Annotated in this window: 21 protein-coding genes; 11 read left to right on the top strand and 10 right to left on the bottom strand. The window is 38.4% G+C overall.

Annotation, left to right across the window (positions count from 1 at the left end):
• Positions 1–95 precede the first annotated feature (95 nt).
• Positions 96–590, bottom strand: coding sequence for a macro domain-containing protein (locus tag QEN48_RS07900; RefSeq protein WP_280108356.1), 495 nt, complete (start codon positions 588–590; stop codon positions 96–98).
• 131 nt (positions 591–721) lie between these two features.
• Complete coding sequence (locus QEN48_RS07895; RefSeq protein ID WP_280108355.1) at positions 722–1,726, bottom strand: ribose 1,5-bisphosphate isomerase; 1,005 nt, start codon at positions 1,724–1,726, stop codon at positions 722–724.
• 25 nt (positions 1,727–1,751) lie between these two features.
• On the opposite strand from QEN48_RS07895, the gene QEN48_RS07890 reads away from it, so the two are divergent.
• The 3 genes from QEN48_RS07890 to QEN48_RS07880 are packed head-to-tail and all read left to right on the top strand — an operon-like array spanning position 1,752 to position 4,869.
• Positions 1,752–3,083: a D-aminoacyl-tRNA deacylase gene (locus tag QEN48_RS07890; RefSeq protein ID WP_280108354.1), complete on the top strand. Its 1,332-nt coding sequence runs from the start codon at positions 1,752–1,754 to the stop codon at positions 3,081–3,083.
• A gap of 50 nt (positions 3,084–3,133) precedes the next feature.
• Complete coding sequence (gene ftsZ / locus QEN48_RS07885; protein WP_280108353.1) at positions 3,134–4,270, top strand: cell division protein FtsZ; 1,137 nt, start codon at positions 3,134–3,136, stop codon at positions 4,268–4,270.
• A gap of 35 nt (positions 4,271–4,305) precedes the next feature.
• The gene (locus QEN48_RS07880; RefSeq protein WP_280108352.1) at positions 4,306–4,869 is read left to right on the top strand and encodes a protein translocase SEC61 complex subunit gamma; all 564 of its coding nucleotides are present in this window, start codon (positions 4,306–4,308) and stop codon (positions 4,867–4,869) included.
• Positions 4,870–5,103: 234 nt separating this feature from the next.
• Here the strand turns inward: QEN48_RS07880 and metG are convergent, their stop codons facing one another.
• From metG to QEN48_RS07850, 6 genes are all read right to left on the bottom strand, one after another.
• Positions 5,104–7,071 carry a methionine--tRNA ligase gene (metG, locus tag QEN48_RS07875; protein WP_280108351.1) on the bottom strand — a complete coding sequence of 656 codons (1,968 nt, stop codon included), beginning with the start codon at positions 7,069–7,071 and terminating at the stop codon, positions 5,104–5,106.
• A gap of 172 nt (positions 7,072–7,243) precedes the next feature.
• Positions 7,244–8,611 (bottom strand): cobyrinate a,c-diamide synthase, encoded by a 1,368-nt coding sequence (locus QEN48_RS07870; RefSeq protein WP_280108350.1) that lies wholly within the window; start codon positions 8,609–8,611, stop codon positions 7,244–7,246.
• A 52-nt stretch (positions 8,612–8,663) separates the two neighbouring features.
• The gene (locus QEN48_RS07865) at positions 8,664–9,140 is read right to left on the bottom strand and encodes a gamma carbonic anhydrase family protein (RefSeq protein WP_280108349.1); all 477 of its coding nucleotides are present in this window, start codon (positions 9,138–9,140) and stop codon (positions 8,664–8,666) included.
• Between the two features lie 100 nt (positions 9,141–9,240).
• Positions 9,241–11,271: an acetate--CoA ligase gene (gene acs / locus QEN48_RS07860; RefSeq protein ID WP_280108348.1), complete on the bottom strand. Its 2,031-nt coding sequence runs from the start codon at positions 11,269–11,271 to the stop codon at positions 9,241–9,243.
• Between the two features lie 107 nt (positions 11,272–11,378).
• Complete coding sequence (locus QEN48_RS07855; RefSeq protein ID WP_280108347.1) at positions 11,379–12,983, bottom strand: cation acetate symporter; 1,605 nt, start codon at positions 12,981–12,983, stop codon at positions 11,379–11,381.
• A 3-nt stretch (positions 12,984–12,986) separates the two neighbouring features.
• A complete protein-coding gene (locus tag QEN48_RS07850; protein WP_280108346.1) occupies positions 12,987–13,754 on the bottom strand; it encodes a universal stress protein in 768 nt (255 codons plus the stop codon).
• Positions 13,755–14,019: 265 nt separating this feature from the next.
• Here QEN48_RS07850 and QEN48_RS07845 point away from each other — a divergent pair, with 265 nt between their 5' ends.
• Positions 14,020–14,769, top strand: coding sequence for a creatininase family protein (locus tag QEN48_RS07845; protein WP_280108345.1), 750 nt, complete (start codon positions 14,020–14,022; stop codon positions 14,767–14,769).
• An 11-nt stretch (positions 14,770–14,780) separates the two neighbouring features.
• On the opposite strand, the gene pyrH is transcribed toward QEN48_RS07845, so the two are convergent.
• A complete protein-coding gene (gene pyrH / locus QEN48_RS07840; RefSeq protein ID WP_280108344.1) occupies positions 14,781–15,482 on the bottom strand; it encodes a UMP kinase in 702 nt (233 codons plus the stop codon).
• Between the two features lie 125 nt (positions 15,483–15,607).
• Between pyrH and QEN48_RS07835 the strand changes: the two genes are divergently transcribed.
• Positions 15,608–15,949: a twin-arginine translocase TatA/TatE family subunit gene (locus QEN48_RS07835; RefSeq protein WP_280108343.1), complete on the top strand. Its 342-nt coding sequence runs from the start codon at positions 15,608–15,610 to the stop codon at positions 15,947–15,949.
• Positions 15,950–16,129: 180 nt separating this feature from the next.
• On the opposite strand, the gene QEN48_RS07830 is transcribed toward QEN48_RS07835, so the two are convergent.
• On the bottom strand, positions 16,130–18,217 hold the full coding sequence (locus tag QEN48_RS07830) for an ATP-dependent DNA helicase (protein ID WP_280108342.1): 2,088 nt from the start codon (positions 18,215–18,217) through the stop codon (positions 16,130–16,132).
• Between the two features lie 101 nt (positions 18,218–18,318).
• On the opposite strand from QEN48_RS07830, the gene QEN48_RS07825 reads away from it, so the two are divergent.
• The 6 genes from QEN48_RS07825 to QEN48_RS07800 all read left to right on the top strand — a co-directional run bounded on the left by QEN48_RS07825 (position 18,319) and on the right by QEN48_RS07800 (position 24,046).
• Complete coding sequence (locus QEN48_RS07825) at positions 18,319–20,757, top strand: DNA-directed DNA polymerase (protein ID WP_280109108.1); 2,439 nt, start codon at positions 18,319–18,321, stop codon at positions 20,755–20,757.
• A 1-nt stretch (position 20,758) separates the two neighbouring features.
• Positions 20,759–20,977, top strand: a complete 219-nt coding sequence (locus QEN48_RS07820; RefSeq protein ID WP_280108341.1) for a DUF1922 domain-containing protein — start codon at positions 20,759–20,761, stop codon at positions 20,975–20,977.
• A gap of 21 nt (positions 20,978–20,998) precedes the next feature.
• Entirely contained in the window at positions 20,999–21,355 is a 357-nt protein-coding gene (locus QEN48_RS07815) for an NUDIX domain-containing protein (RefSeq protein WP_280108340.1), read from the top strand.
• A gap of 262 nt (positions 21,356–21,617) precedes the next feature.
• Positions 21,618–22,544 carry a transcription initiation factor IIB gene (locus QEN48_RS07810; RefSeq protein WP_347985136.1) on the top strand — a complete coding sequence of 309 codons (927 nt, stop codon included), beginning with the start codon at positions 21,618–21,620 and terminating at the stop codon, positions 22,542–22,544.
• Positions 22,545–22,569: 25 nt separating this feature from the next.
• A complete protein-coding gene (locus QEN48_RS07805; RefSeq protein WP_280108338.1) occupies positions 22,570–23,196 on the top strand; it encodes an MBL fold metallo-hydrolase in 627 nt (208 codons plus the stop codon).
• Positions 23,197–23,401: 205 nt separating this feature from the next.
• The gene (locus QEN48_RS07800) at positions 23,402–24,046 is read left to right on the top strand and encodes a corrinoid protein (protein ID WP_280108337.1); all 645 of its coding nucleotides are present in this window, start codon (positions 23,402–23,404) and stop codon (positions 24,044–24,046) included.
• The last annotated feature ends 5 nt before the right edge of the window (positions 24,047–24,051 follow it).

The raw sequence follows: 24,051 nt of genomic DNA, 5'->3' as shown, positions 1-24,051 counted from the left end.
TAGATATAATTAAAGCCGGTTGTTAATGAATCCTTATAACCCTGGATAGAACTCATTTTTTGTGGGATAGTTATAAAAAATATCTGAAATTGGGTTTATTTTAGTTTTTTAGAGTGTTTTTTTAGTTGTTTTTCATGTTCTTTGTTTTGGTATACTAATATTATTTCAAGTTCTGGTTTGATTTGTTTTATATTGTTACAAACTGTTAGAACACTTTTTCTGTAAGATATACCACCAGAACCGGTTCCTAATCCGGGTATCGCTATTGTATTTATTTTATTATCTAATGCTGTTTTTAATATTGCTTTAATGGCTTTATCAATTATTATTTCACTGCTTTTTCCGTTTGGAGTTTTAACGGTTGGTGTATGTATAATGTATTTTGCTGGAAGCCTTCCTGCTCCAGTGATTACAGCTTCACCAATGTTGATTGGTGTATGTTTACGTGCTTCAGTTTTTATCTCTTTTCCACCTTTATCATGTATTTGTTTAGCAACTCCTCCGCCCATAGTGCATTGTGGGTTTGATGGATTAACTATAGCTTCAACTTTAACTTTAGTTATATCTATTTTCTTGATTGATACCTTCATTGAACCAATAAATAGTTTATATATTTCATTTATTATCTAACCTCAGGCCTTAAGACCCTTTTTTCATCTTCAGGGGGGAGGTCATTTCACCTGTATTTTAATTTATAAGGTTTTTTTGTTTTTTTTTGGTTTTAACTGTTTTTTAGTTCTTCTATGCTCCAATCAAACTCTTCTTTAAGTATGGCGTATGACATGTGTGGTGAAATTAATCCGATTTCTGTGCTGATTAAATCGATGTATTCGGGGGGTGTGAAGTCGAATGCGGGGTTTTTGATGCAGATGCCGCCTGGACAGTCTTTCCAAACTTCATCTTCAGATCTTTCTTCTATTTTTATTGGCTCACCAATGACTGTTTTTGGTGAGAACTTATATGTTTCAGCTGCCACCATAAATGTGACTCTCGCTTCGTTGGCAGCTAATGCAATCTGTGATGTACCGATTTTGTTTGCGACTGCTCCATTTACCCCTATTGCGTCAGCTCCAACAACAACTATGTCTACGTTCTTCATGAAGGACCTGACTGCAGAATCAACTATTAAGGTGACTGGGACTCCATGTTCAGCGAGTTCTCTTGCAGTTATTTTACCTTGAAGTCTTGGCCTAGATTCTGTAGCAATTACGTTTATTTTTTTGGTTTTATAGGCTTCTTTAATGACTGATAGCGCTGCATCTGAGTTACAGTGGGTTAAAACGGTGTCACCATCTTTTATACGGTTACTTCCAATCTCTCCGAGGTTTTTGATTGATTTTTTCGATCTTAAAATGAATTTATCAGCACGTTTGATTATATTAGATCTTGCTCCCTCTATGTCTGAGTATCTATCTAGGTTTTTAGTAACCAATCTAATTGAGTTAGGAAGTGAAACAGCTGTAGGTCTTGAGTTTAGTAATATTTTTTTGGATTTATTTATCTCTTCTTTGAATTCATCTACTGAGGTTGCATTGGATTTTTCTGCCGTGTGTTTAAGGGCCTTAGCTGTTGCTCTAGCTATGTCTCCAGCGCCTCTTATTTCCATTTCTTTTATTTTTTTTGCCGTCTTAGAAACATCCATATATACCTTCCTCTGCTTGAATATACGACCTGTCTCACAAACACGCTTAAATTTTTTACATTTCTGACTCAAAAACATTTCCATAGTGACAATAACTATTTATGTATCGATGGGGGATCCAGCAAGCGTTAACATACAAAATAAATTGTTGGATAAAGCCGATTGGGTTGAGGATGGAGAGTTCAGGGGTAGACCGATATTAAATCATGGGGAATTAAGGTTAATAAAAGATATTGGAAGGCATATAGACCAAAATGGGCTTGATAAAGAGCTTGATGAAGAAAACATTGAGTCTAGTTGTATAGTGTTCCCTTCTCGACACAGCAGTAGTAATGGAGAGAAATTATTATCTGTTCATACGCCAGGTAATATAGGTGATGAAGCTAAGGTTGGAGGGAATCCAAGAGAGATTTCGTTTTCTGCACCTAAATATCTTAAAATGGTGCTTGAAAAACTGAATCAACTTTCAGATGGAACTGAATATAAACCATCACTTGAGGCTACTCATCACGGACCTTCAAATCTAAAAATACCTACATTGTTTGTTGAGATAGGTAGTGGTGAAGAGGAATGGAATGACCCTGTTGCTGGCGATATCGTTGCTGAAACAATCTTATCTCTAGATAAAACCGGTCAAACGGATAGAGCTAATGGAATTAGTATTGGAGGGGGACATTATGCTCCTGAACAAACCCGCCTTTTATTGGAAACCAACATAGCTTTAGGCCATCTTATGCCTAGTTATGCCTATAACTATGAGATGGTTGGAGAAATGATTCAGAAAACACCGGAATGTAGTTTCATACATCTCTCTGGTAATGAAATCCAGAAACAAGAACTATCTAAATATAAGTTACCTGTATATTCAGAGGGTGAGATAAGAGATTTGGATCCATTAAACCCTAAACTATGGAGTGAATTTATTGAAAACTCTATAGAGAACTCTAAACCTATTTATGCTGGAAAAAAACGATATAAGGAATTTAAATTAATCAAAATAAATGAAGAACTAATAAACATGGCTCAGAGGTTTGGGAAAAATAGAGATATTTTGAAAAGTTGTTTAAATAAGTCTGAAGTAATTTACTATAAAAAAAATAACGGCACAATAACAAACAAATTCTATATTCCTTCGAAAAGTTTTAAAGATAGAATTGAGAAATTAATAAACTGTGCTATTAAAACTATAGGACAAGAAAAACCCATAGAGGTATCACGGAGGGAAGGAAATATTCAGGTGGAGATAACCCAGAAAAAATTCAATCCCGACAAGGCATTGTCGCTTGGAGTGGAGAAAAAACAGTTTGGAGTTCTCTCTGGGGGCAAGGAACTAGAGATAGAAGGAAAAACTATAACTCCCGATATGGTACACAATATAAATAAGAAAGAGATTAATTTAAAGTACCCTCCCAAGGTCCTCGATAAAATAGGCATGGGTTGAAAGTTAGATTTACATAAAAATTAACTGAAAGTTTAAAGATGGGGATTAGGATGAAATCCGTAGTTGAAGAAGCTTTAGAAAGAACAGAAGATGAAGAAGAGATTTCAACAAACAACAAAGATGTAACGAGACCGATTAAACCTCCAGAGAAACAAGAACAAGACGAAGAGCTGCAGAGAGTTATAAAAGAAATAGGAACAACAATAAGAGTCGTTGGTTGTGGTGGAGGTGGATCAAACACCGTAAACCGAATGATGGAAGCAGGTATCAAAGGCGCAGAAATGATAGCGCTAAACACAGATGCACAACACCTCGTAACCACAGATGCACACCGCAAAATACTGATAGGTAGAAACAAGACCAAAGGCCTTGGAGCCGGAAGCCTCCCTAAAATAGGTAAAGAAGCTGCTGAAGAAAACATAAGAGACCTAGAACAAGTCTTAGAAGGCTCCGACATGGTTTTCGTAACCTGTGGATTAGGTGGAGGTACCGGAACAGGTTCAGCACCAGTTGTAGCCAAGGTAGCAAAAGAACTTGGAGCACTAACAATAGCTGTCGTGACACTCCCATTCGAAGTAGAAGGAAAAGTAAGAATGGAGAATGCAGAAGCAGGGCTAAAAAGACTAAGAAACGTAGCAGACACAGTAATAGTAATACCAAACGATAAACTAACCGAAACAGTACCAAGACTCCCACTACAAAAAGCATTCAAAGTAGCAGATGAAGTATTAATGAGAGCTGTTAAAGGAATAACCGAATTAATAACCAAACCCGGCCTCGTCAACCTCGATTTCGCAGACGTCAGAACAATAATGGAAGGCGGTGGCGTAGCAATGATAGGTGTCGGTCAAGCCGAAGGCGAAGAAAGAGCCCACGAAGCAGTTAAAAAGAGCCTCCAAAGCCCATTACTAGATGTCGATATAAGTGGCGCAGAAGCCGCATTAATAAACGTAACCGGTGGACCAGACATAAGTGTCTCCGAATCCGAAAGCGTAGTCAAAGAAGTTCACGACAGAATAAGCACAGACTCAAGGATAATATGGGGAGCTCAAATAGAACAAAACCTTGAAGATACTGTAAGAGTCATGTTAGTCGTAACAGGAGTAAAATCATCCCAAATATTAGGCAAAACAAAAGAAGCTGAAAAAGAAGAAATCGAGAAACATGGAATCGATTTCGTCGGATGACAACTCCTGCGTGAATAAAAACCGGCGGTGAAAAGTTGGCAAGACGTAGCAGTAAAGGCAAAGATAATGACGTAGACAAGGCCGTAAAAAGCCTCAAAGAAAAACTATCTGAGTATATAAGAGTTTTAAAACTAGCTAGAAAACCAGACAAAGAAGAGTTCTGGCAAGTAAGCAAGATTGTGGCAATAGGCATCCTATTAGTAGGTAGCCTTGGGTTTATCACATACCTAGCGATGGATGACCTTCCAGAGTACTTCGTGAAACAAAACTACGCAGAAATCCAAGCAGAATTCCTACCTGAATTCGATCAAGACGAAGCAAACGTAACATTGCAACTCCAGATAACAAATAAAGACGCCTCACTTGAAACCGGTGAACTAAACCTAAAGCTTGAGACAATAAACTGTGAATTAGTAGGAAATGAAACACAGATAATCCCCTCTCTTGAACCTGGTGAAAGTGAAGTAATAGAAATAGAGTTAAAGGGAATAGGTCCACAATCAAACGTTAATGCATATATCTGGGGAGACGATATCTGGCAACATAACACTGAGGGAACTGCTTTAGAAAGAAACCCATATGAACATGGACCCTGGTGAGCTTCCCATGGCTAATGCCGTGGGTTCTCCCCCTTCATATACATATTGTATTATGTAGGGTTTATGGCTATTAATCTGGTTTAGAATATAATTGATTGGGTCAGCAGGTGAGGGGTAAGGTTTATTTTTTAGTTTAGTTATGGTGAGGGGTAAGGTTTATTTTTTAGTTTAGTTATGTTTTGTTGGTTTTTTGGTTGGGAGGGGTTGTATGTCCCTCCGTTTGTTTTTTTTAATTTATTTTATTGGTGTTCCTGTTTCTGTTTCTTTTTCAGGTTTTAGTAGTATCGGTTTATTGTTTTGGTCGGCTGCTAGTATCATTCCTTCTGATTTTTCTCCGAATATTTCGGCTTCTTCTAGGTTTGTTATTGCTATTACTTGTTTTCCGATTAGTTCTTTTGGTTGATGTGTTTTGGCGAGCCCGGCTACGAATTGTCTTTCTTCGTTTCCGATGTCTGCTTTTATTTTCAGTAGTTTGTCTGATCCTTCTATTTTTTCGGCTTTTTTTATTTTTGCTACTCTTATGTCCATTTGCTGGAATTTTTCGAATGATATTTTTTCTTGTTCTTTTTTTTCTTCCATTTTTTCACTTCCTAATTTGTTTATTTGTTTTTCTATTTCTTTGTCTTCGATTTTTTTGAATAAGGTTTTTGGTTTATCTATTTTTGTTTCTTTTATTGGTTTTTTGGCGTTGCTCCATTTTTGTTTATGTACTGTGTCTTTGTTGCCTATTGTTTGCCATAGTTGGTTTGCTGAGTTTGGCATGAATGGTGCTGTTATTATTGATAGTGTTTTGACGATGTTGAGGCAGTTGTATAATGTTTTTTTAGGGTTGTCGGATTTCCATGGTTCTTTTTTGTTTAGGTAGGTGTTTCCGTATGCTGATAGTGATATTACGGTTTCAAGTGCTTTTTTGAATTCTCTATTATCTATTTGTTTTCCAGTTTTTTCAACTGTTTCTTTGATTTTTTGTTGGACTTCTGGGTCTATCTCTGTTTCTTTTGGTTTTATTTCGCCGTTCAGTTCGTTTTGTATTAATGTTAGTACTCTGTGTACGTAGTTTCCGTATGTTGAAACAAGTTCTTCGTTGTTTTTGGTTTGGAATCCTTCCCATGTGAAGTTTGAATCTTTGTTTTCTGGCATTATGCTTGTGAGGTGGTATCTTATTGCGTCTGGGTCGAAGGGGACTTCGTTAAGCCAAACTGCCCAGTTTCGGCTGGTTGAAAATTGACGGCCTTCTAGGTTTAAGAATTCGTTTGCGGATACACAATGTGGTAGGTTTAGGTTTTGATAGCCCATTAGCATTGCTGGCCATATGATTGCGTGGAATGGTATGTTGTCTTTTCCTATGAAGTAGTATGTTTCTGCTTCTTCGTCTTCCCAGAATTCTCTCCATTTATCTGTGTATTCTTTTGTAGCTGATAGGTATCCTATTACTGCATCGAACCAAACGTAGATACTTTTTCCTTCTTCTCCACCTGGTATCGGAACTCCCCATTCCATGTCTCGTGTTATTGGTCGGTCTTCTAAACCGTCTTCGAGCCATTGTTTTGTGAAGTTTATTACGTTTGGTTTCCATTCATCTTCTTTTTCAGATATCCATTTTTTTAGTTCTTCATTGAATGTTGATAGTTTTAAGAAATGGTGTTCGCTTTGTTTTTCAATAGGGGTTGCGTTACATAGTGAGCAATAGGGTTTTTTTAAGTCGATTGGGTCTAGAGTCATTCCACATTCGTCGCATTGATCGCCTCTGGCTTGTTCTTCATTACAGTGTGGACAAACACCCTCTACATATCTGTCTGGAAGGAATCGGTCACATTCTGGACAGTAGAAAAGATCCATACTGTCTTTGTAGATATGTCCTTTCTTTTTTAATGTGCTGAACATATCTTGGGTTGTTTCATAATGGTTTTCTGTTGTTGTTTTGGTATATAGTTCGTAGGAAGCGCCTAAGTCCATTAATGATTTTTTTATTATTTTATGGTATTTTTCTGATAGTTGTTTAGGGGTCATTCCTTCTTGTTCGGCTTTCAATGATATGGGTGTTCCATGCATATCGGTTCCTGAAACCATGGCAACTTTGTTTCCTTTCATTCTATGGTATCTGGCGAATATATCTGCTGGTAACACCATTCCCGCGAAGTGACCTAAGTGAATTGGACCGTTTCCATATGGCCATGCAGTGGTGACTAATATCTTTCTCACAATATCCTCTCAATTCTGTTTTTTTATGTTTTAGGGTTTTTAACTGAACTTTAGTTAAGTGTCAGGTAATAGACTGATTTATGTTTTTTTAGGCGATTACTGTGTTTTTTTAGAATCTAATGTTTTTAGGTATTTAAAATTGTAATAAATTGCTTCAAGGTTTTGGATTTATTTACTTAGTTTTTTCTGCTTTTTTTAGTAGTTTTTTTGGTAGTGATGGGTTTGTGCCGAAATGGAGGTGTACGTAACTAGCTAATAGGTTTTTGTTTACGTAGCCTTCATGTCTTCCATTCTTGCCTTTTCCTCCAAATAATTTATAACTGCTTTCTTTTTTGTTTAGGCCAGTTATTTTGGAGTAATGGAATTCATGGCCTTTTGTAAATTCATTTTTATTCATCAATATGTTGTTATTTGTTGTCTCTGCCTTTACGTATCCCATTGCCTGTAGTTTGTCTGTCATTTTGACTTTTCCAGGTACAATGCCGACCATTTTGTATGGTTCATTATCAAAATCTATTATCTCTTTGGATAGGTATGCAAGTCCGCCACACTCTGCGTAGATTGGTTTACCTGAGTTATAGAAATTTTTAATTGTTTTTTTCATTGACTGGTTTTCTTCCAGTTCTGGTAGGAAGGTTTCTGGAAAACCACCACCGATATATAAAGCATCGGCTTCGGGGAGTTTCTTGTCTTTTATTGGGCTGAACTCAATTATTTCGCCACCAAGTTCGCTTAGTATATCGAGGTTGTCATAGTAATAGAAATTGAATGCTTGATCGAATGCTACTGCGATTTTAACTTTGGTTTTTTGGGTTTGTCTGAATACACTCCAGTTTTTTATTTCGATTTTTTTGGTATCGTTTGCTATCCCTATTACTTTTTCAAGGTCTATGTGTTTGGATATGTAGTTGGATAGTTTTTCCATATAACTATCTAGGTTTTTGCTTTCATATGTTGGAACGAGCCCTAAATGTCTTTCAGGGAGTTCTAAATCACTGTTCCATGGAAGATATCCTAAGAACTCGATATCTTGTTTTACAGCATCTTTAATCATTTGATAATGCCTTTCACTGCTAACGTTGTTCAGTATTACTCCTGCTACCTCGATTTCTTTGTCGTAGGTACTGTATCCATGTAGCATTGCAGCTGCGCTTTGAGCCATCTTTCCGGCGTCTATAACTAGGATTATGGGTATGTCTAGTATTTTAGCGATTTCGGCGGAACTACCTGCTCCAGGCTCTCCCCCTCCATGTTTACCGTCGTAGAGACCCATAACCCCCTCTATAATAGATATATCTGAGTTTGATGAAGCGTTTAAGAAACTTTCTTTTATAACTTTGTCTTTTAGTAGATAGCTATCTAAGTTGCGGGACCTGTTTCCTGTAATCTGGGTATGGAAACCAGGATCTATATAATCAGGCCCAACTTTAAAAGGCTGTACATCGATTCCTTTTTGCTTTAAAGCCCCCATCAACCCTATAGTTATAGTTGTTTTTCCAACACCACTTTTAGTTCCTGCAACCAATATTCTTGGATTCAAATTATTACCTCGATAAGGTCTTTTTAAGTGTATTTAGGTTTTTTGTTCGTTTTTATTCTTTTTTGTATTTTTCTGCAAGTTCCTTGTATTCACGTGCTTTTTCCTTTATTCTTTGAATGTCATCTTGATTAAGATTTCGTGCTACTTTCCCAGGAACACCGATAACCAGAGAGTTAGGAGGTATTTCCTGACCTTCAAGTATTAATGCGGAAGCACCTATTATGCAGTTTTCTCCTATAACGGCATCATTCAGTATTACTGAACCCATACCTATTAGACATTCATCTTCAACTGTGCAGCCATGTACTACGGCGGAATGTCCTATAGTTACGTTGTCACCTACAAATGTGCTTTCATCTCCCATGGAGTGTAACACTGCGTTGTCTTGTATGTTTGTTCCATTACCTATTTTGATGGTGCTGTCGGCCCTTATAGTTGCGTTGTGCCAAACGCTTGAATAACGCCCTATCTCCAGGTCTCCAGTTATGTGGGCGGTTTTAGATATGTATGCTGTTTGATCTACATCCATTTTTGATCACTATAATTATGAAGATTGAGTTAAGTTAATTAAAAATAGTTGGATATTCGGTAGATAAAAAAATAAGAAAGGGGGAGAGGGTTTTTTTGGGTTAGGCGTTGTAGCCTGGTATTTCTTGTGGTCCGTCGTATTCTGTTTTCTCTGCGATTTCTACGAGGCATTCGGGGTTGCTTGCTGTTGTCATGTCTCCAAGCTCTGTGTTTCTTACAAGTCCTTTTAGGAATCTTCTTATTATTTTGCCGCTTTCTGTTTTTGGTAGGTTTGAAACGAAGTATGCAACGTGTGGTGTTGCAACTGGCCCAACTTGTTCTCTTACTACTTTAACTATCTGTTTTTCTAGTTCTTGTGAGGGTTCGACTCCGTCTTGTAGTATTGCGAATACGGCTGGGACTTCTCCTTTGACTTCGTGTGGTTCTCCTACTACTGCGGCTTCTACTATTTCGTCTATACTGTCTACTGCGTCTTCTATTTCGGCTGAACCTAATCTATGTCCAGCTACTTCGAGGACGTCGTCTATTCGGCCTGTGATCTCTAGTAGTTGTTGTCCTCCGATTTGGATTTCTCTTTTTACTCCGCCGTCTCCACTGAAGTATGTTTCGTTTCCATATTCGCTGAAGTATGTGTCTTCATATCTTTCTGGGTTTTTGTATACGCCTCTTAGCATTCCGGGACCGAAGTTTGGTCCTTTTATAACTATTTCACCGCTTTCTCCTGGTTCTACTGGTTCTCCTGTCGCGTCGAGTATGTCGTATCCGATTCCTGGCATTGCTGGTCCAGCTACTCCTGGTACGAACGGTCCGATTCCTGGTAGGGATGTTAGTAGTATTCCTCCGGTTTCGGTTTGCCAGTATGTGTCGACTATTGGGCATCTTCCTCCACCTACTTTGTTGAAGAACCACATCCATGTGTCGTGGTCTATTGGTTCGCCGACTGAGCCAAGTAGTCTTAATGACCCTAGGTCGTGTTTATCTACCCATTCGTCTCCTTTTTGTCTTAGGGCTCTTATTGCGGTTGGTGCTGTGTAGAATTGTGTTACGCCGTTTTCTTCTATTATTTTCCATAGTCTGTCTGGTTCTGGATAGTCTGGTGATCCTTCGTACCATATTTCGGTTGCTCCTAGGGAGAGTGGTCCGTAGAGGGCGTAGCTATGTCCGGTTATCCAGCCTATGTCGGCGCTTGTGAAGAATACGTCGTTTTCGTGGATGTCGAAGATCCATTTCATTGTAACTGCGGCTTGTGCGCCATAGGCTCCGCATGAGTGTTTTATTCCTTTTGGTTTTCCGGTTGTTCCGGATGTGTATAGTAAGAATCCTGTGTCTTCTGCATCTTTTTCAACTGGTTTACAATAGCTGTCTCCTTTTTCCATTAATTCGTCGAAGTAAATGTCTCTTCCTTCTTCCATTGGTGGTTCGGTATCTGCTCTGTTTACAACTATGCAGTTTTCAGCTTCAACTTCTTCTAGTACTTCTCCTATCTGGCTTTTTAGTTCTATTACCTTTCCTCTTCGATAGAATCCATCTATTGTTATTAATGTTTTAGATCCGGCGTCTTCCATTCTTTGTTTGACGGCGTTTGGACTGAATGCTGTGAACACGATGGAGTGCCAGGCTCCTATTCTTTGGCAAGCTAGAGCTGCTACCGCTGTTTCTGGAACCATTGGCATCCAGAAGGTTACGGGTTCGTTTTCTTCGATACCTAGGTCTTTAAGGGCGTTTGCGAACTTGTTTGTCATGTTGTAGAGTTCTTGGTATGTGAGAATTTGTTTCTCTTCTTCGATTGGTTCTGGTTCCCATATAATTGCGGCTTTGTTTCTTTTGTCTTCTAGATGTCTGTCTAGACAGTTGTATGCTAGGTTTGTTTTGCTTCCTAAGAACCAGTTGAAGAAGGGGGGTTCCCATTCCATTACTTCGTCCCAATCTTCGAACCAATCGTATTCTTTTTTTGCTTGTTCTGCCCAGAATTGATGTGGGTCTTTTCTGGCTTCTTCGTATATTTTGGCGTCGTTTATGTGTGCTTTTTCTTTGAGTTCCTCTGTTGGCCAGTATATGCCTTCTTTTTCTGGATCTTCTTTGACCCATTGTTTTCCATAATCTTCAGAGTTTTGTGCTGCGTTTTTTCCCATCTTTACACCTCTTGGTTATGTTAAAGATAACACATTCCCTTCTATAATGATTATTCATTTATATTTTATTGTGGTGGGAATCCATTTCGGATTACCCACCAAGATGTTTATTCTTCTTTTCTGTGTGCGAGAGCCATGAACCGGTCAACGTCTCCAACGTCATCAGTTAGTAGGCTTACAACTATTCCGGCTATTAAGGCGCCGGGTAGGCTGTATAACGCTGGGTTTATGAGGACTGGTAGGCCAAGCACGCTTGTCATACCTATTAGGTGGGCAACAACGAATATAACGGAGATTATAAGTCCTGTTGCCATTGTTGCAATTGCTCCTTGTCGTGTGTATTTTTTCCACCATACTGACATGAATAGGACTGGGAAGAATACGCTTGCTGCTATACCGAAGGCTAGTGTTACGAGGAAGCTGACGTTTTGGTCACCTAATGAGAGGGCTATGAGTACCGCTACTATTCCGGTTGCGATTATGGATAGTTTTGCTACGAATACCTCTTTTTTCTCACTTGCGTTTGGCTCTATGAGCTCCATGTAGTAGTCGTGGGTTAACGTAGTTCCAATGGTCATTAGGAGGCCTGCAATTGTACTTAGTATAGCACAGAAAGCTCCACCTATAGCGATACCTAGTAAGACATCTCCTCCAACTAATTCAGCTAGTAATGGTATGGCCATGTTTTGTGCTATTGAGTCTTCTCCGGCTTGGAAGTATCCTATTAAGTCGGGATAGAGTAGTACCATTGCGGCGAGTCCAGCGAATATTGCCATTATATAGAAGGTCCCTATGGAGAATAAGACTCCTATTGTGCTTGTTCTTGCGTCTTTTGGTTTGTCAACTGTGTAATATCTTTTTAGGACGTGTGGTAGTCCGGCTGTTCCGAATGCAAGTCCGATTGCTAGTGCGAATAGGTTCATCCAGTCAGGAGCGAACGCACCTGGTACTAGTGCTGTTTCTCCTCCGGTTAGTCGGTTTGTAACTTCTTCGATTACTTCGTAATAGTTTCCTTCTAATGCTGCTCCATCTGATATCATTCCTGCAGCTACTTCAGGAGGTACTAAACCACTTACTGAATCTATGATGTTAAGTGGGTTGTAGTCGAAGAAGAGTACTACTGTTAGTAATAGGATTATTAGCATTGCGAACCAGAGTACGATAGCTTGTATAACTGCGTTGTAGGTTGTTGCTCGCATTCCACCCATAACTACGTATGTTATTACTATTACTCCGATTATGAGTACTGAAATGACGTAATCCCATCCTAGTAGTATCTGCATTAGGGCTCCGGCGCCTACTAGTTGGGGTACTATGTAAAATGAGGATATTACCGTGCTTCCTATCATTGCGCTTGTACGTACTGTTTTGCTTGCTCGGAATCTGGTTGTAAGTATTTCGGAGGCAGTGAATTTTCCAACTTTTCTTAGTGGAACTGCTAGTAGTGCGAGGAGAACGATGTATCCTCCGAAGTATCCTATTGCATCCCATGTACGGTCTATTCCTAGTATAGCTATGGCTCCGGTGACTCCAAGAAAGCTTGCGGCGCTTAGGTAATCTCCGGTTAATGCTAAGGCGTTTTGAACCCAAGATATTTTTTGTCCTGCTACGTAAAACTCTGATGTTGTTCTTGTCCAACGACGGCTGTACCAAGCCACTCCGATTGTTATGGTTACAAGTGCTAGAACAATGGTTAAGGCAACTATGTTCATTATTTAGCTCTCCTTAGCTCTATCGTATTTTTTTGCGTACTGGTTGAAGAGTAATGCTGTGACCCATCCTAGTGGGAACATAAGAAGTATCCATACAAGAGCGATGTTCAGTTCGTACCCGATTATTTTGGCTCCAGAAATATCTGGTGCCCAGGATATTATTGCGGCTAGTCCGAAGAATGGTATTAGGAATGCGAGTAGTGTTCCGAATGCAAGTCCTAATTGTTTTTTTATTTCGAGTTCATCTAGGTCGATGTCTACTAGTTCTTCTAGTTCTTCTATTGAGGGTAATGGCATCTGGCGTGCTATATCAAGTATGTCTTCGAGGTAGTCGTCGTTTTTTACTCTGGTTACCAGGACTGGGTGGCTGGCTTTTTTTACTACGCCTTCTGCAACGCTACCTAGTCTTACTTTTTCCCATCCGCTTCTTCCTGAGTTTCCAACGACAATTAAGTCGGGATCTATCTCTTTTGCGTATTCGAGTATAGCGGCAACTACGGGACCGGTCTCGACTTTTTTTTCAACTACTTTTACCCCTTGTTGTTCTCCATATTTTTTAGCGACTTCGCTTCCTCTTGATTTGATTTCGAAGTATTTTTCTTCGGCTATGTTTTCTTGTTTTTTTTCTAGGAGGGTCATGGGGGCCTTCTCTTCTATTGTGAGTGCGTGTACTTCTGCATCGATGGTTTTTGCTTCTTCAATGGCTTTTTTGGTGGCCATTAGGGCGGGTTTTGATCCATCGGTTGCTAGTAATATTTTTTTTTCAGTCATTTGTGTTCCTCTATGGTGTTTTATGGGGCCTCCATGGCCTATTTATCACGAATAATCATGAAATTTGAACATATATAAAACTTTGCTTCGACAATTAACGAATAAAAACGTTGTTATAGGGAGTGAAAAACACAAACAAAACCACAGACATCAAAAGCTAACAAACAATAATTATAATTATTGTTTTATAAAAATATCTGAGAAAACAAATACAACAAAAACAAAAATAACTACAAACAGAAAAACAGAAAGGGAGAAAAAACAGATGGAAAAACCAAAAAAAGTCAAAATAGAAGAAATGACCACAAAAGAAATAGAAAAATCAATAAAAAACGGAGTCGAAACAGCAATAATAATGGTAGGCTCAACAGAACAACACGGCCCACACCTACCAACCGCAACAGACGCATTAATAGGAGAAATATTAGGAGAAAAAATAGCAAGAAAAACAAACGCACTAATGGCACCAACAATCCAAGTAGGATGCAGCGACCACCACATGGACTTCAAAGGAACAATAACAATCAAACCACACACATTAATGGAGCTCATCAAAGACTACTGCACATCACTAGCAAACCATGGATTCAAAAACATAGCAATAATCTCAACACACGGCGGAAACTGCGCCCCCGTCACAACAATAGCCCCCGAAATTTCAAAAAAACTCGACGGAACAAAAATAATACCACTATCAAGCTTCGAAAAACACATAAAAGTCTGGAACGACTCAACAAAAAACCATGGAATCAAACCAGGAGACATAAACCACGCAGGAGCAGCAGAAACATCAATACTACTATCAGAACACCCAGAATTAATCAAAAAACAAAACATCAAGAAAGGATACACCGGAGAAATAAACTCCTCCACAATATTCACAGAAGGCCTAAAAGCATACACAAAAACAGGAGTCCTAGGAAACCCAGAAAAAGCAACCAAAAAAATAGGAGAAAAAATAATAAAAGACACTGTCAACTACTTCGCCAAAGAAATACAAAAACAAACAAAATAAAACCAACTAAACTAACCCAAAACACCCTCATAACTCTCAGAAACAACAAGAGTACCCTCATGCACACCATCCAAAACAACCGACCTAACCTTCTCAGGCTCACTCCCATCTAAAACAACAGTAGGTATCTCAGAACGCTCAATAATCTTCGAAGCAAGAGGATCAACAACACCCTTTGCACCAGCCTTAATCTCAGTCTCCATAACAATCTCAACAAGACGATCAGGAGAGATCCTATCAAGCTTCTCAGCATCATCATTAAAACGAGGATCCGAACTATAAACACCATCAACAGAAGTTGCAAAAACCAACAACTCTGCATCAACATACTCAGCAATCAAAGCAGAAACAGCATCAGTTGACTGACCAGGCGAAACACCACCCATAACAACAACATCACTAACAGAAAAAGCCCTTAAAGCAGCATCATAAGAACCTGGAGGCTCCGGAAAAACCCCCTCACCTAAAGCACTAATCAATAACCTAGCATTCAAACGAGTAACCTCAATACCAATAGAATCACAAAAAGCCTCATTAGAACCAAGACCCCTCGCAATATCAATATACTCCCTAGCCATCTCACCACCACCAGTCACCACAACAAGATCATCTTCAAAAGATATATCCTTCAACACCCTAGAATATTCACTAAACCTAGAACTATCAAGGTCTGGAGCCAGTATCGAACCACCTAAACTAATAACAATAGACATCAACCATCAATAGAAGATATAAGTTTTTAAACTTTTTCAGCCCAAACACAAACCTACCCAAAAAAAAGTTTTAAAAGAAATATTTATATTAAATTAAGAACACCAAACTCTAAGGTGTAATTATTATGGAGTTATCAATACTCGCCGGAGGTCCCCTTGGAATAGGACTCACCGAATGGGTTATCATATTCCTTGTAATACTATTGCTCTTCGGAGCAAGTAAACTCCCAAAACTAGCCCGATCAATGGGTACAGCAATGGGAGAATTCAAAAAAGCAAGGAGCGAAATGGAACAAGAGGTCAAAAAAGCAGAATACGAAACACTTGAAAGCGAACCAGAAGGAAACGAAGAAGGCGACCTCAACATAGAAAATATAGCCAAGGACCTCGGAATCGACATAGAAGGAAAAACAGAAGAAGAAATCAAAAAGAAAATACAAGAAGCAATGAAAGAAAAAGGAAGCTAAAGAAAAATAAAAAAACTTCCCCCAACAACACAACCAAAAACCCAAAAAATAAAAAATGGAGACTGTTAAAACCAGTCTCAACAAACTTATTTTATCTGTTTTAAAGCCCAAACAGCCATTAAAACAACCAAAATACAGTTAATTTAAACCAAACCACAAAACAATCCACAGTAAATCAAGTTAGTCACTAAAGAAACTATTTATCGTGGATCCAACTTCTTCAGGCCTAACTTCTTTTATTTCTTCCCTAAGCTCTTTTGGAAGACTAGTGTAGAAAGAGTATTTACCCATATTCCTACTTGAACTTGGTGTATATCGTTTATCCAAAAGAACTCTAGACGCTTTGTCTGTTGGAGACCTAACAGCCCTACCAATTGCTTGTCTAACCTTTCTAACTGTAGGAACCTCAACACCATATTTCCATCCATCACCATACCTTTTTTGATAAGAATTCTGTATAGCCTTCATTTTGTCATCAAGTAAGGGATATGGAACACCTACAATAACAACAGTTCTAACGCGATTATCGCTATAATCCAGTCCTTCAGACAAAGTACCCCAGATATAAGAGAAAAGCGCAGATTTTCCACCACCTTCACCAATCTCAAAGAAACGGTCCCTAACCTCGACAGACGACTCTCCCCGCATATCAAGGAATTTCTCAACATCTGTGTCAACGGAGTCATAGTATTTTTTTGCTTCACCCCAGTTTGGGAAAAAAACCAAGACATTCCCAGGTGTATCTGAAATAATGTCTCTTAAAATCTTTGAAACCTCAGTAACAACCATCTCGTCCTTACGGTTTTTAGAAAAAAGAGCATGAGTATCAACCGCTAGGGTCTGCCTATTTTCAATAGGAAAATTCATTGGATACGCCAGATCTAGAGTATCGGTAAATCCATATGACTTCCGGATATGGCTGAAAGGACGTAATGTAGCTGACATCATTATAGTTGAATGAGTGGAGTTCAAAAGTGAGCCAACCATGTCTTCCGGAGCACAGTTAAACAGGCCTAACCTAGCTCCAACCTCCCCCCCATTTTTCTCAAACTCCAGATAAGGATAGTAATCAGAACTACTTGCATTCTGAAGATAATTTAGCAAAAACTCAGCAACAACCTGAATATAACAAACCTTTTTACGAGACCTTTTTTTAGCTTTAAACTCCTCTTCATATATCGATTCAAGTTCATTACCAATCATCAAAGCCTTATTCAATTTCTTTTCAACCCGACCACCATCTTCCTTTAACGACTTAGTTATTCTATCCTTACTCCGAGGCGACTCAGGGTCCTGAACTTTAACTTCATTATATCCTTCCCATATTTTGTTTGGCTCCATCTTTTTTATAGAATTAAAAAGCAATTTAAATAGAGTTTCAACCTCACCAAAATCTCCATCAACCAAGTTACGGGTTTTTTCATCCCTAACCTCACTTAAAGCCTTTTTAATAGTTTTAAGAGCAATACGACGTGAATAAATATCTCTAGCAACCTGACTAAGATTATGTGCTTCATCAAGAATCAATATAGCCTCACTAAAAGGATCCCCCTCCTCCCCAAGCCATTCAGAAAACCTGGAAAGCGTTACAGGATCCATAATATGACGATAATTACATATAATAAGCTCAGCCTCTTCAAGACCCTTCTTCAACTCCTCATAAGGACAGCGCTCTCTAACAGAACACCAATCAACAACATCCCCAGGACCTCGAACATCACTAAAAACCCAGGACTCAAAATCACCATCCCCCTTAAGAGTATTCAACAACGGAACACAACTATTAGACTCCTTTTCACTAATCTCCCTATCAATCTCTTTCAACAACTCTATTTTCTTATCTCTAGAACCACTACTAGAACCCTTAACTTCATACTTAAGTTCATTACGCTCCTTCCTCAACCTATATAACTCATAAGTCTCTTCCTTTAAGGCCTGACACTCACCATACCCCATATCCTCAATACAAAGTTTAGTCTTACCTTGAAAAACAACAGTCTTAATATCAGAGGTCTCATAAATCTCACTCGCCTCATCAATAAACTGCTTCATCTGTTGATGAACATTAGTAGCTATAACAACCTTTTTACCCCTCGATTTAGCGTATTCAAGAGAAGGAGCCAATGCAGCCAAAGTCTTACCAGTCCCGCAAGCACCCTCAAAAAGAATAACTCTCCCACGACTAACCCCACGCGATATCTTCTCCATAGCATCTAACTGACTACTATAAGGCTTCTCCTTAGGAAAAAAATCTAGATAATCTGTCATAATTCAATCTCCACAACAGCAGAGTAAATTAAGCACGCCAAACACAATAACCTGTCATACCAACCAAAACTACTTTTCCGGTTATCCCCAATAATCTTTTGATGGAAATAGAAGGACACCTACTAAACGCAGAATACATAACAGAATACGGAGAACCAGTTATACGACTCTGGATAAAGCAAAAAAATAAAATAACTGTAGGTTACTACCGAGACTTTGAACCATACTTCTATGCCATACCCAAAGATGAAGCCGACATACAAAAACTAAAAAAACAAATACTTGAAATAGAAGGAGAACGATACGACGAAGTTATAAAACCCAAAAAAGTGGAAACCGAAAAACGGTTCGACAAAGGAGAAAAAACCAAGGTACTAAAAATAACAACAAACCACCCACAACACGTACCCACATTAAGAGAAGAAATATCAAACCTAAAAGAAGTATCAGAGTATAGAGAAGCAGACATACCTTTCATAAATAGATTTGTTATAGATAAAGGCTTAATCCCATCCTCAAAAATAATTTTAAAAGGAAAAAAAACCGAATCTGAATACACAGAAAAAGCAATAGAAATAAACTCACTAAAAGGAGTCTTCGAAGAAGAGACCCCAGAACTCAAAAAACTAACATTCGATTGTGAGATGCACAACAAAGAAAGATCACCAGACCCTGAAAAAGACCCAATAATCATAATCTCATTAGTAACCCCTGATGGAAACTCAAAACTATTAACAAGTGACAACGGTGGAGACAAAGAATTAATCCAAAAATTCTTAAAAGAAATAAAAAAATGGGACCCAGACGTAATACTAACATACAACGGCGATGACTTCGACTGGCCATACCTCAAAGATAGAGCCGAAAAACATAATATAAAACTAGAAATCGGTCGAGACAAATCCACTCCAGACTTTCGAGGAGGAGCCCGAAAAACCGTATCAATAAAAGGCCGATTAAACATCGATTTATATAGAATCGCAAGTCGAGACCTAGGTGAAGTTAAAGTAAAATCACTAGAAGAAGTAGCCGACTACCTAAACGTAATGAATTCAACCAACCGAACAGACATACCCGGCCATCGAGTAGGAGAATACTGGGATGACAAAGAAAAAAGAAAAAAACTCCTAAAATACGCCAGAGAAGACGCCGTAAGCACAGCTGGAGTAGGAGAAGAACTCCTACCAAACCAACTAGAGTTCTCCAAACTAACAAAACAATTCGCCGACGACATCTCAAAAATGGGGAGAGGCAGACAAGTAGAATGGTACTTAATCTCCAAAGCACACGAACAAAAAGAACTTGTACCAAACAGAACCGGATACCGATCAGGATCCAACACATACCTCGGGGGATTTGTACTCGAACCAGAGAAAGGACTACATGAAAACGTAATCTCCCTCGACTTCAGCTCAATGTATCCATCACTAATGATATCATACAACATCTCACCAGACACATACATACCTCCAGACCAAACAGAAAAACATCAAGATTACCACAAAGCACCAGAAGTAGAACATAGATTCAGAAAAGACAGAGAAGGCTTCTTCACCGAAATACTTGAAGAACTACTAAACCACAGAGCAAAAATCAAAAAAGAAATAAAAAACGCAAAAACCAAAGAAGAAACCAAATCCCTAAAAGTCCGAGAAAAAGCAATTAAGACACTCACAAACTCTTTCTATGGATACACCGGGTGGGGAGCAGCAAGATGGTACAAAAAAGAATGCGCCGAAGCAACAACAGCATGGGGACGTGAAATGATAAACCAGGCAATCCAAACTGCCCAGAAAAAAAACCTAAAAGTCATCTATGGAGACACAGACTCAATCTTCATAAAAACAACCAAACAAAACTCAAAAAACATAAACAAAATCGCACAAAAACTCGCAAAACAACTAAACCAAACCCTACCACTCGAAATAGAAATCGAAAAACACTACCAAACCATATTCTTCACAGAAAAGAAAAAAAGATATGCAGGACTCGACCAAAACAACGAAATATACATAAGAGGTCTTGAAGTAAGAAGAGGAGATTGGTGCGACCTAGCAAGAGAGATGCAACAAAAAGTAATCGAAATCATACTAAAAGACAAAAACCCAGAAAAAGCAGTAAAAGTAGTAAAAAAAACAATAAAAAACCTCAAAAACGGAGAAATCCCTATAGACAAACTAGTAATAAGAAAAACATTATCAAAAAGCATATCAAAATACGAATCCAGACAAGCCCACGTACACGCCGCAGAAAAAGCAGAAAAAGAAGGCATAGAAGTCGGCCCAGGCAAAAAAATATCTTTCGTAGTAACAACCAAAGGCGGAAAATCAATAGGCGAAAGATCATTCCCAATAGAAATGTTCAAATCATACAAAAACGGAACACTAACAATGGAAAACGGTAGAAAAATACCCATAGACATCGATTACTACATAGAAAACCAAGTAATACCAGCAACATCCAGAGTACTAAACTACTTCGGATACACAGAAAACGACCTCAAAGGAGAACCAAGCCAAAAAAAACTAGGAGAATTCTAAAATGACAAAGAAATACATAATATTCCAATGCACCAATTGTGGAAGATACCTATACACAGATAAACAACACAAAACAAGACAATGCCCCTGCGGAAAACAAGTAAAAATCAAGAAAGCCAAAAAAATCGGAGAAACCAAAAAACCGAAAGAAGCACGCCAAGCAATTAGAAAACTACAAAAAGAAAAATCAGACACACAAGGATTCTTCAAATACAAATAAAATAAAAAAATAAGAACAAAAATGTCAGCCAAATACACAATAATTGTCGCATATAAAAACAAAAAACACCTAATGATATACAACCCAGAAAGAGGATGGGAATTCCCCGGCGGAAAAATCCAAAAAAACGAAACACCAAAACAAGCCGCTGAAAGAGAATTTATCGAAGAAACAGCATACCAACCAAAAAACCTCAAAAAAACCACAAAACAAAAAAACGGAATTGTATTTTCTGCCGAAACAGGACCAAGAAAAAACAAAAAAAGCGAATACACAGTAGGTTATTTTAAAAAACCCCCAAAAAACCTGTCTTTCTCAAAAAAAGAATACAAAGAAATACTAAGAAACCACAAAAAAACAAAAAAACACTTAAAATAAAACGAAAACAAACATTAAAACAAACATTAAAGTCATAAAAACCTACATAGACGTTATTACTCTATTTCAATAGTATAAACAGTCATTTAGACAACATAAATACTTCTCCCAAAACTTTATTTTATTTTAACAGAAATTAACATTGTGGCAGTAAAAAACCTAATTTCAAATACTGCAACCCACAAATTGTTTTTAGTGGGGGGAGAATTTGTCTACAAATTCTAATAATGATGATGGTGATGGGGATAGTGATGGGGAGAGAATTTCAATAGGGGAATACGAAGAAAGCGGAAAATGTATCGAGTGTGATGCAGAAAAACTAACACATGATTATGAAAGGGCTGAATTAATTTGCGAAAACTGTGGAATTGTTATAGATGAGGAATTTATAGACACAGGCCCAGAATGGAGGTCATTCGACAGCGACCAAAAAGAAAACAGAAGCCGAGTCGGAAGTCCAATGACAAACATGACACACGACAAAGGCCTTTCAACTCAAATCAGTATTAAAAATCGAGACGGTCAAGGAAACCCAATTTCTTCAAACAAAAAAGCACAGTTCTACCGCTTGAGAAAATGGCATAGACAAGCACGGATATCCGACGCGAAAGAGCGAAACCTAGCCTTAGCGTTAGGAGAGCTTAACAGAATGTCTTCTTGCTTAAGTATACCTAGAAACATCCAAGAAGATTCATCAAAGATATATAGAGAGGCAGCAGAAGCAGACTTAATAAAAGGAAGAAGCATCGAAGGCGTTGTAGCTGCATCACTATACATAGCCTGTAGAAAAAACGGTGTAGCAAGAACACTAGACGAAATAGCAGAAGCGGCAAGGATAACACGGAAAGAGTTAGGCAGAACATACCGATTCATATCCCAAGAACTAGAAGTAAAACTACCACTATCACTACCACAAGAATACCTACCTAGATTTTGCAGCAAACTAGACCTATCACAAGAAACACAGATCAAAGCAAGAGAAATAATACAAAAAGCTTCAGAACGAGGGTTAACAAGCGGAAGAAGTCCAACAGGAATCGCTGCAGCAGCAATATACATCTCAAGTGTACTTTGTGGAGAAAAAAGACCACAAAAAGAAATCGCAGATCAAACCAACACAACAGAAGTAACAGTACGAAACCGATACCAAGAAATCAAAAAAGAACTAGGAATCGAAATAAACGTCTAAAACCACAAAAAAAGGAGATAGAAAAATGGAGATAAAATGGTGGGGACACGCCTGTTTTGAAATAAAAAACCAATCCACCGTAGTAACAGACCCACACGATGGCAAATCAATCGGACTAAAACCGCCATCACCCAAAGCAGACCTAATACTAGTATCCCACGACCACTACGACCATAACGCAGTGTCCACCGTAAAAGGAGAGCCAGTAACCATATCAAGCATAGGAAACTCAACAGCCCGAGGAATAAAAATAAACGGAATCCAAACATACCACGACAAATCACAAGGCGGACAGAGAGGCAAAAACCTAATATATAAATTCAAGTTAGACAACAAAACAATATGCCACCTAGGAGACCTAGGCCACATCCCAAACCAAAAAACAATCAAAAAAATAGGAAACATAGACATACTATTCATACCAGTAGGCGGCAACTTCACAATCAACGCAGAAGAAGCAAAACAAATAATCAACCTAATAAAACCAAAAATCGCAATACCAATGCACTACAAAATACCAGGAATAACAATACCAATAGACGGAATAGACAAATTCAAAGAAGAAATAAACAACTACCAAGAAGTCAAAAACCCATATAAACTACCAAAAACCCTACCAAACAAAACAGAAATCAAAATAATACAATACTAAAAACAACACCAACAAAAACCAACCCCTTTTTTTATCTATATTTTCATAAAAAAACACAAACCAATCAAATCAGATTAAATCAAAAATACAAGCCTTATAAAACTTACTTTCCCCCCATACCCTGAACAATAGGGTTCCTCTACCGTAAATTTATATGTTTTCAATCCTATCATCAATATTAATCAGGTAGATGAGGTTTTTTTAAATGAGCAAAGAAGAACAAATCGAAGAAATAAAAAGAGCAATACTAGATATCGATCCAGACGCATTAACAGGAGCCGCAAGAGAATACGTAGATGATGGCCATGATGGTGTAGAAGCTATTGGAAATGGTATAACTCCAGCAATGGAAGAACTAGGAAACCAGTTTGATAAAGGACAGGTATTCCTACCACAACTAATGACCATCGGTGACGGTGTACAAGACGCCGTAGAAATTTTAATGGAAAACGTCGAAGGAGCCGGCGATGAAGAAAAAGACGTAGTAGTCATTGGAACAGTAGAAGGAGACGTACACGACATAGGTAAAAACATCGTCGCACTACTCCTCAAAGTACAAGGCTTCGAAGTAGTAGACCTAGGAAGAGACGTACCACTCGAAGAATTCATAGAAGCAACAGAAGAAAACTCACCAAAAATAGTAGGCAGCAGCGCACTAATGACCACAACCCGACCAAACATGGAAGAAATAGAAAGCATGCTAAAAGACGCAGGCCTAAGAGACAACGTATTCACAATGGTAGGAGGAGCACCAGTCACCAAAAAATACTCAGAGAAAATAGGAGCCGACGCCTACGCAGAAGACGCAAAAGAAGCCGTTGAAACCGCTGAAAAACTCGTTGGCAAATAATAAAT

The sequence above is a fragment of the Methanonatronarchaeum sp. AMET-Sl genome, from assembly GCF_029854155.1.
Classification (GTDB): domain Archaea; phylum Halobacteriota; class Methanonatronarchaeia; order Methanonatronarchaeales; family Methanonatronarchaeaceae; genus Methanonatronarchaeum.
Note: the sequence above shows the minus strand (reverse complement) of the source record. Positions and strands in the feature narration are given on the sequence as shown.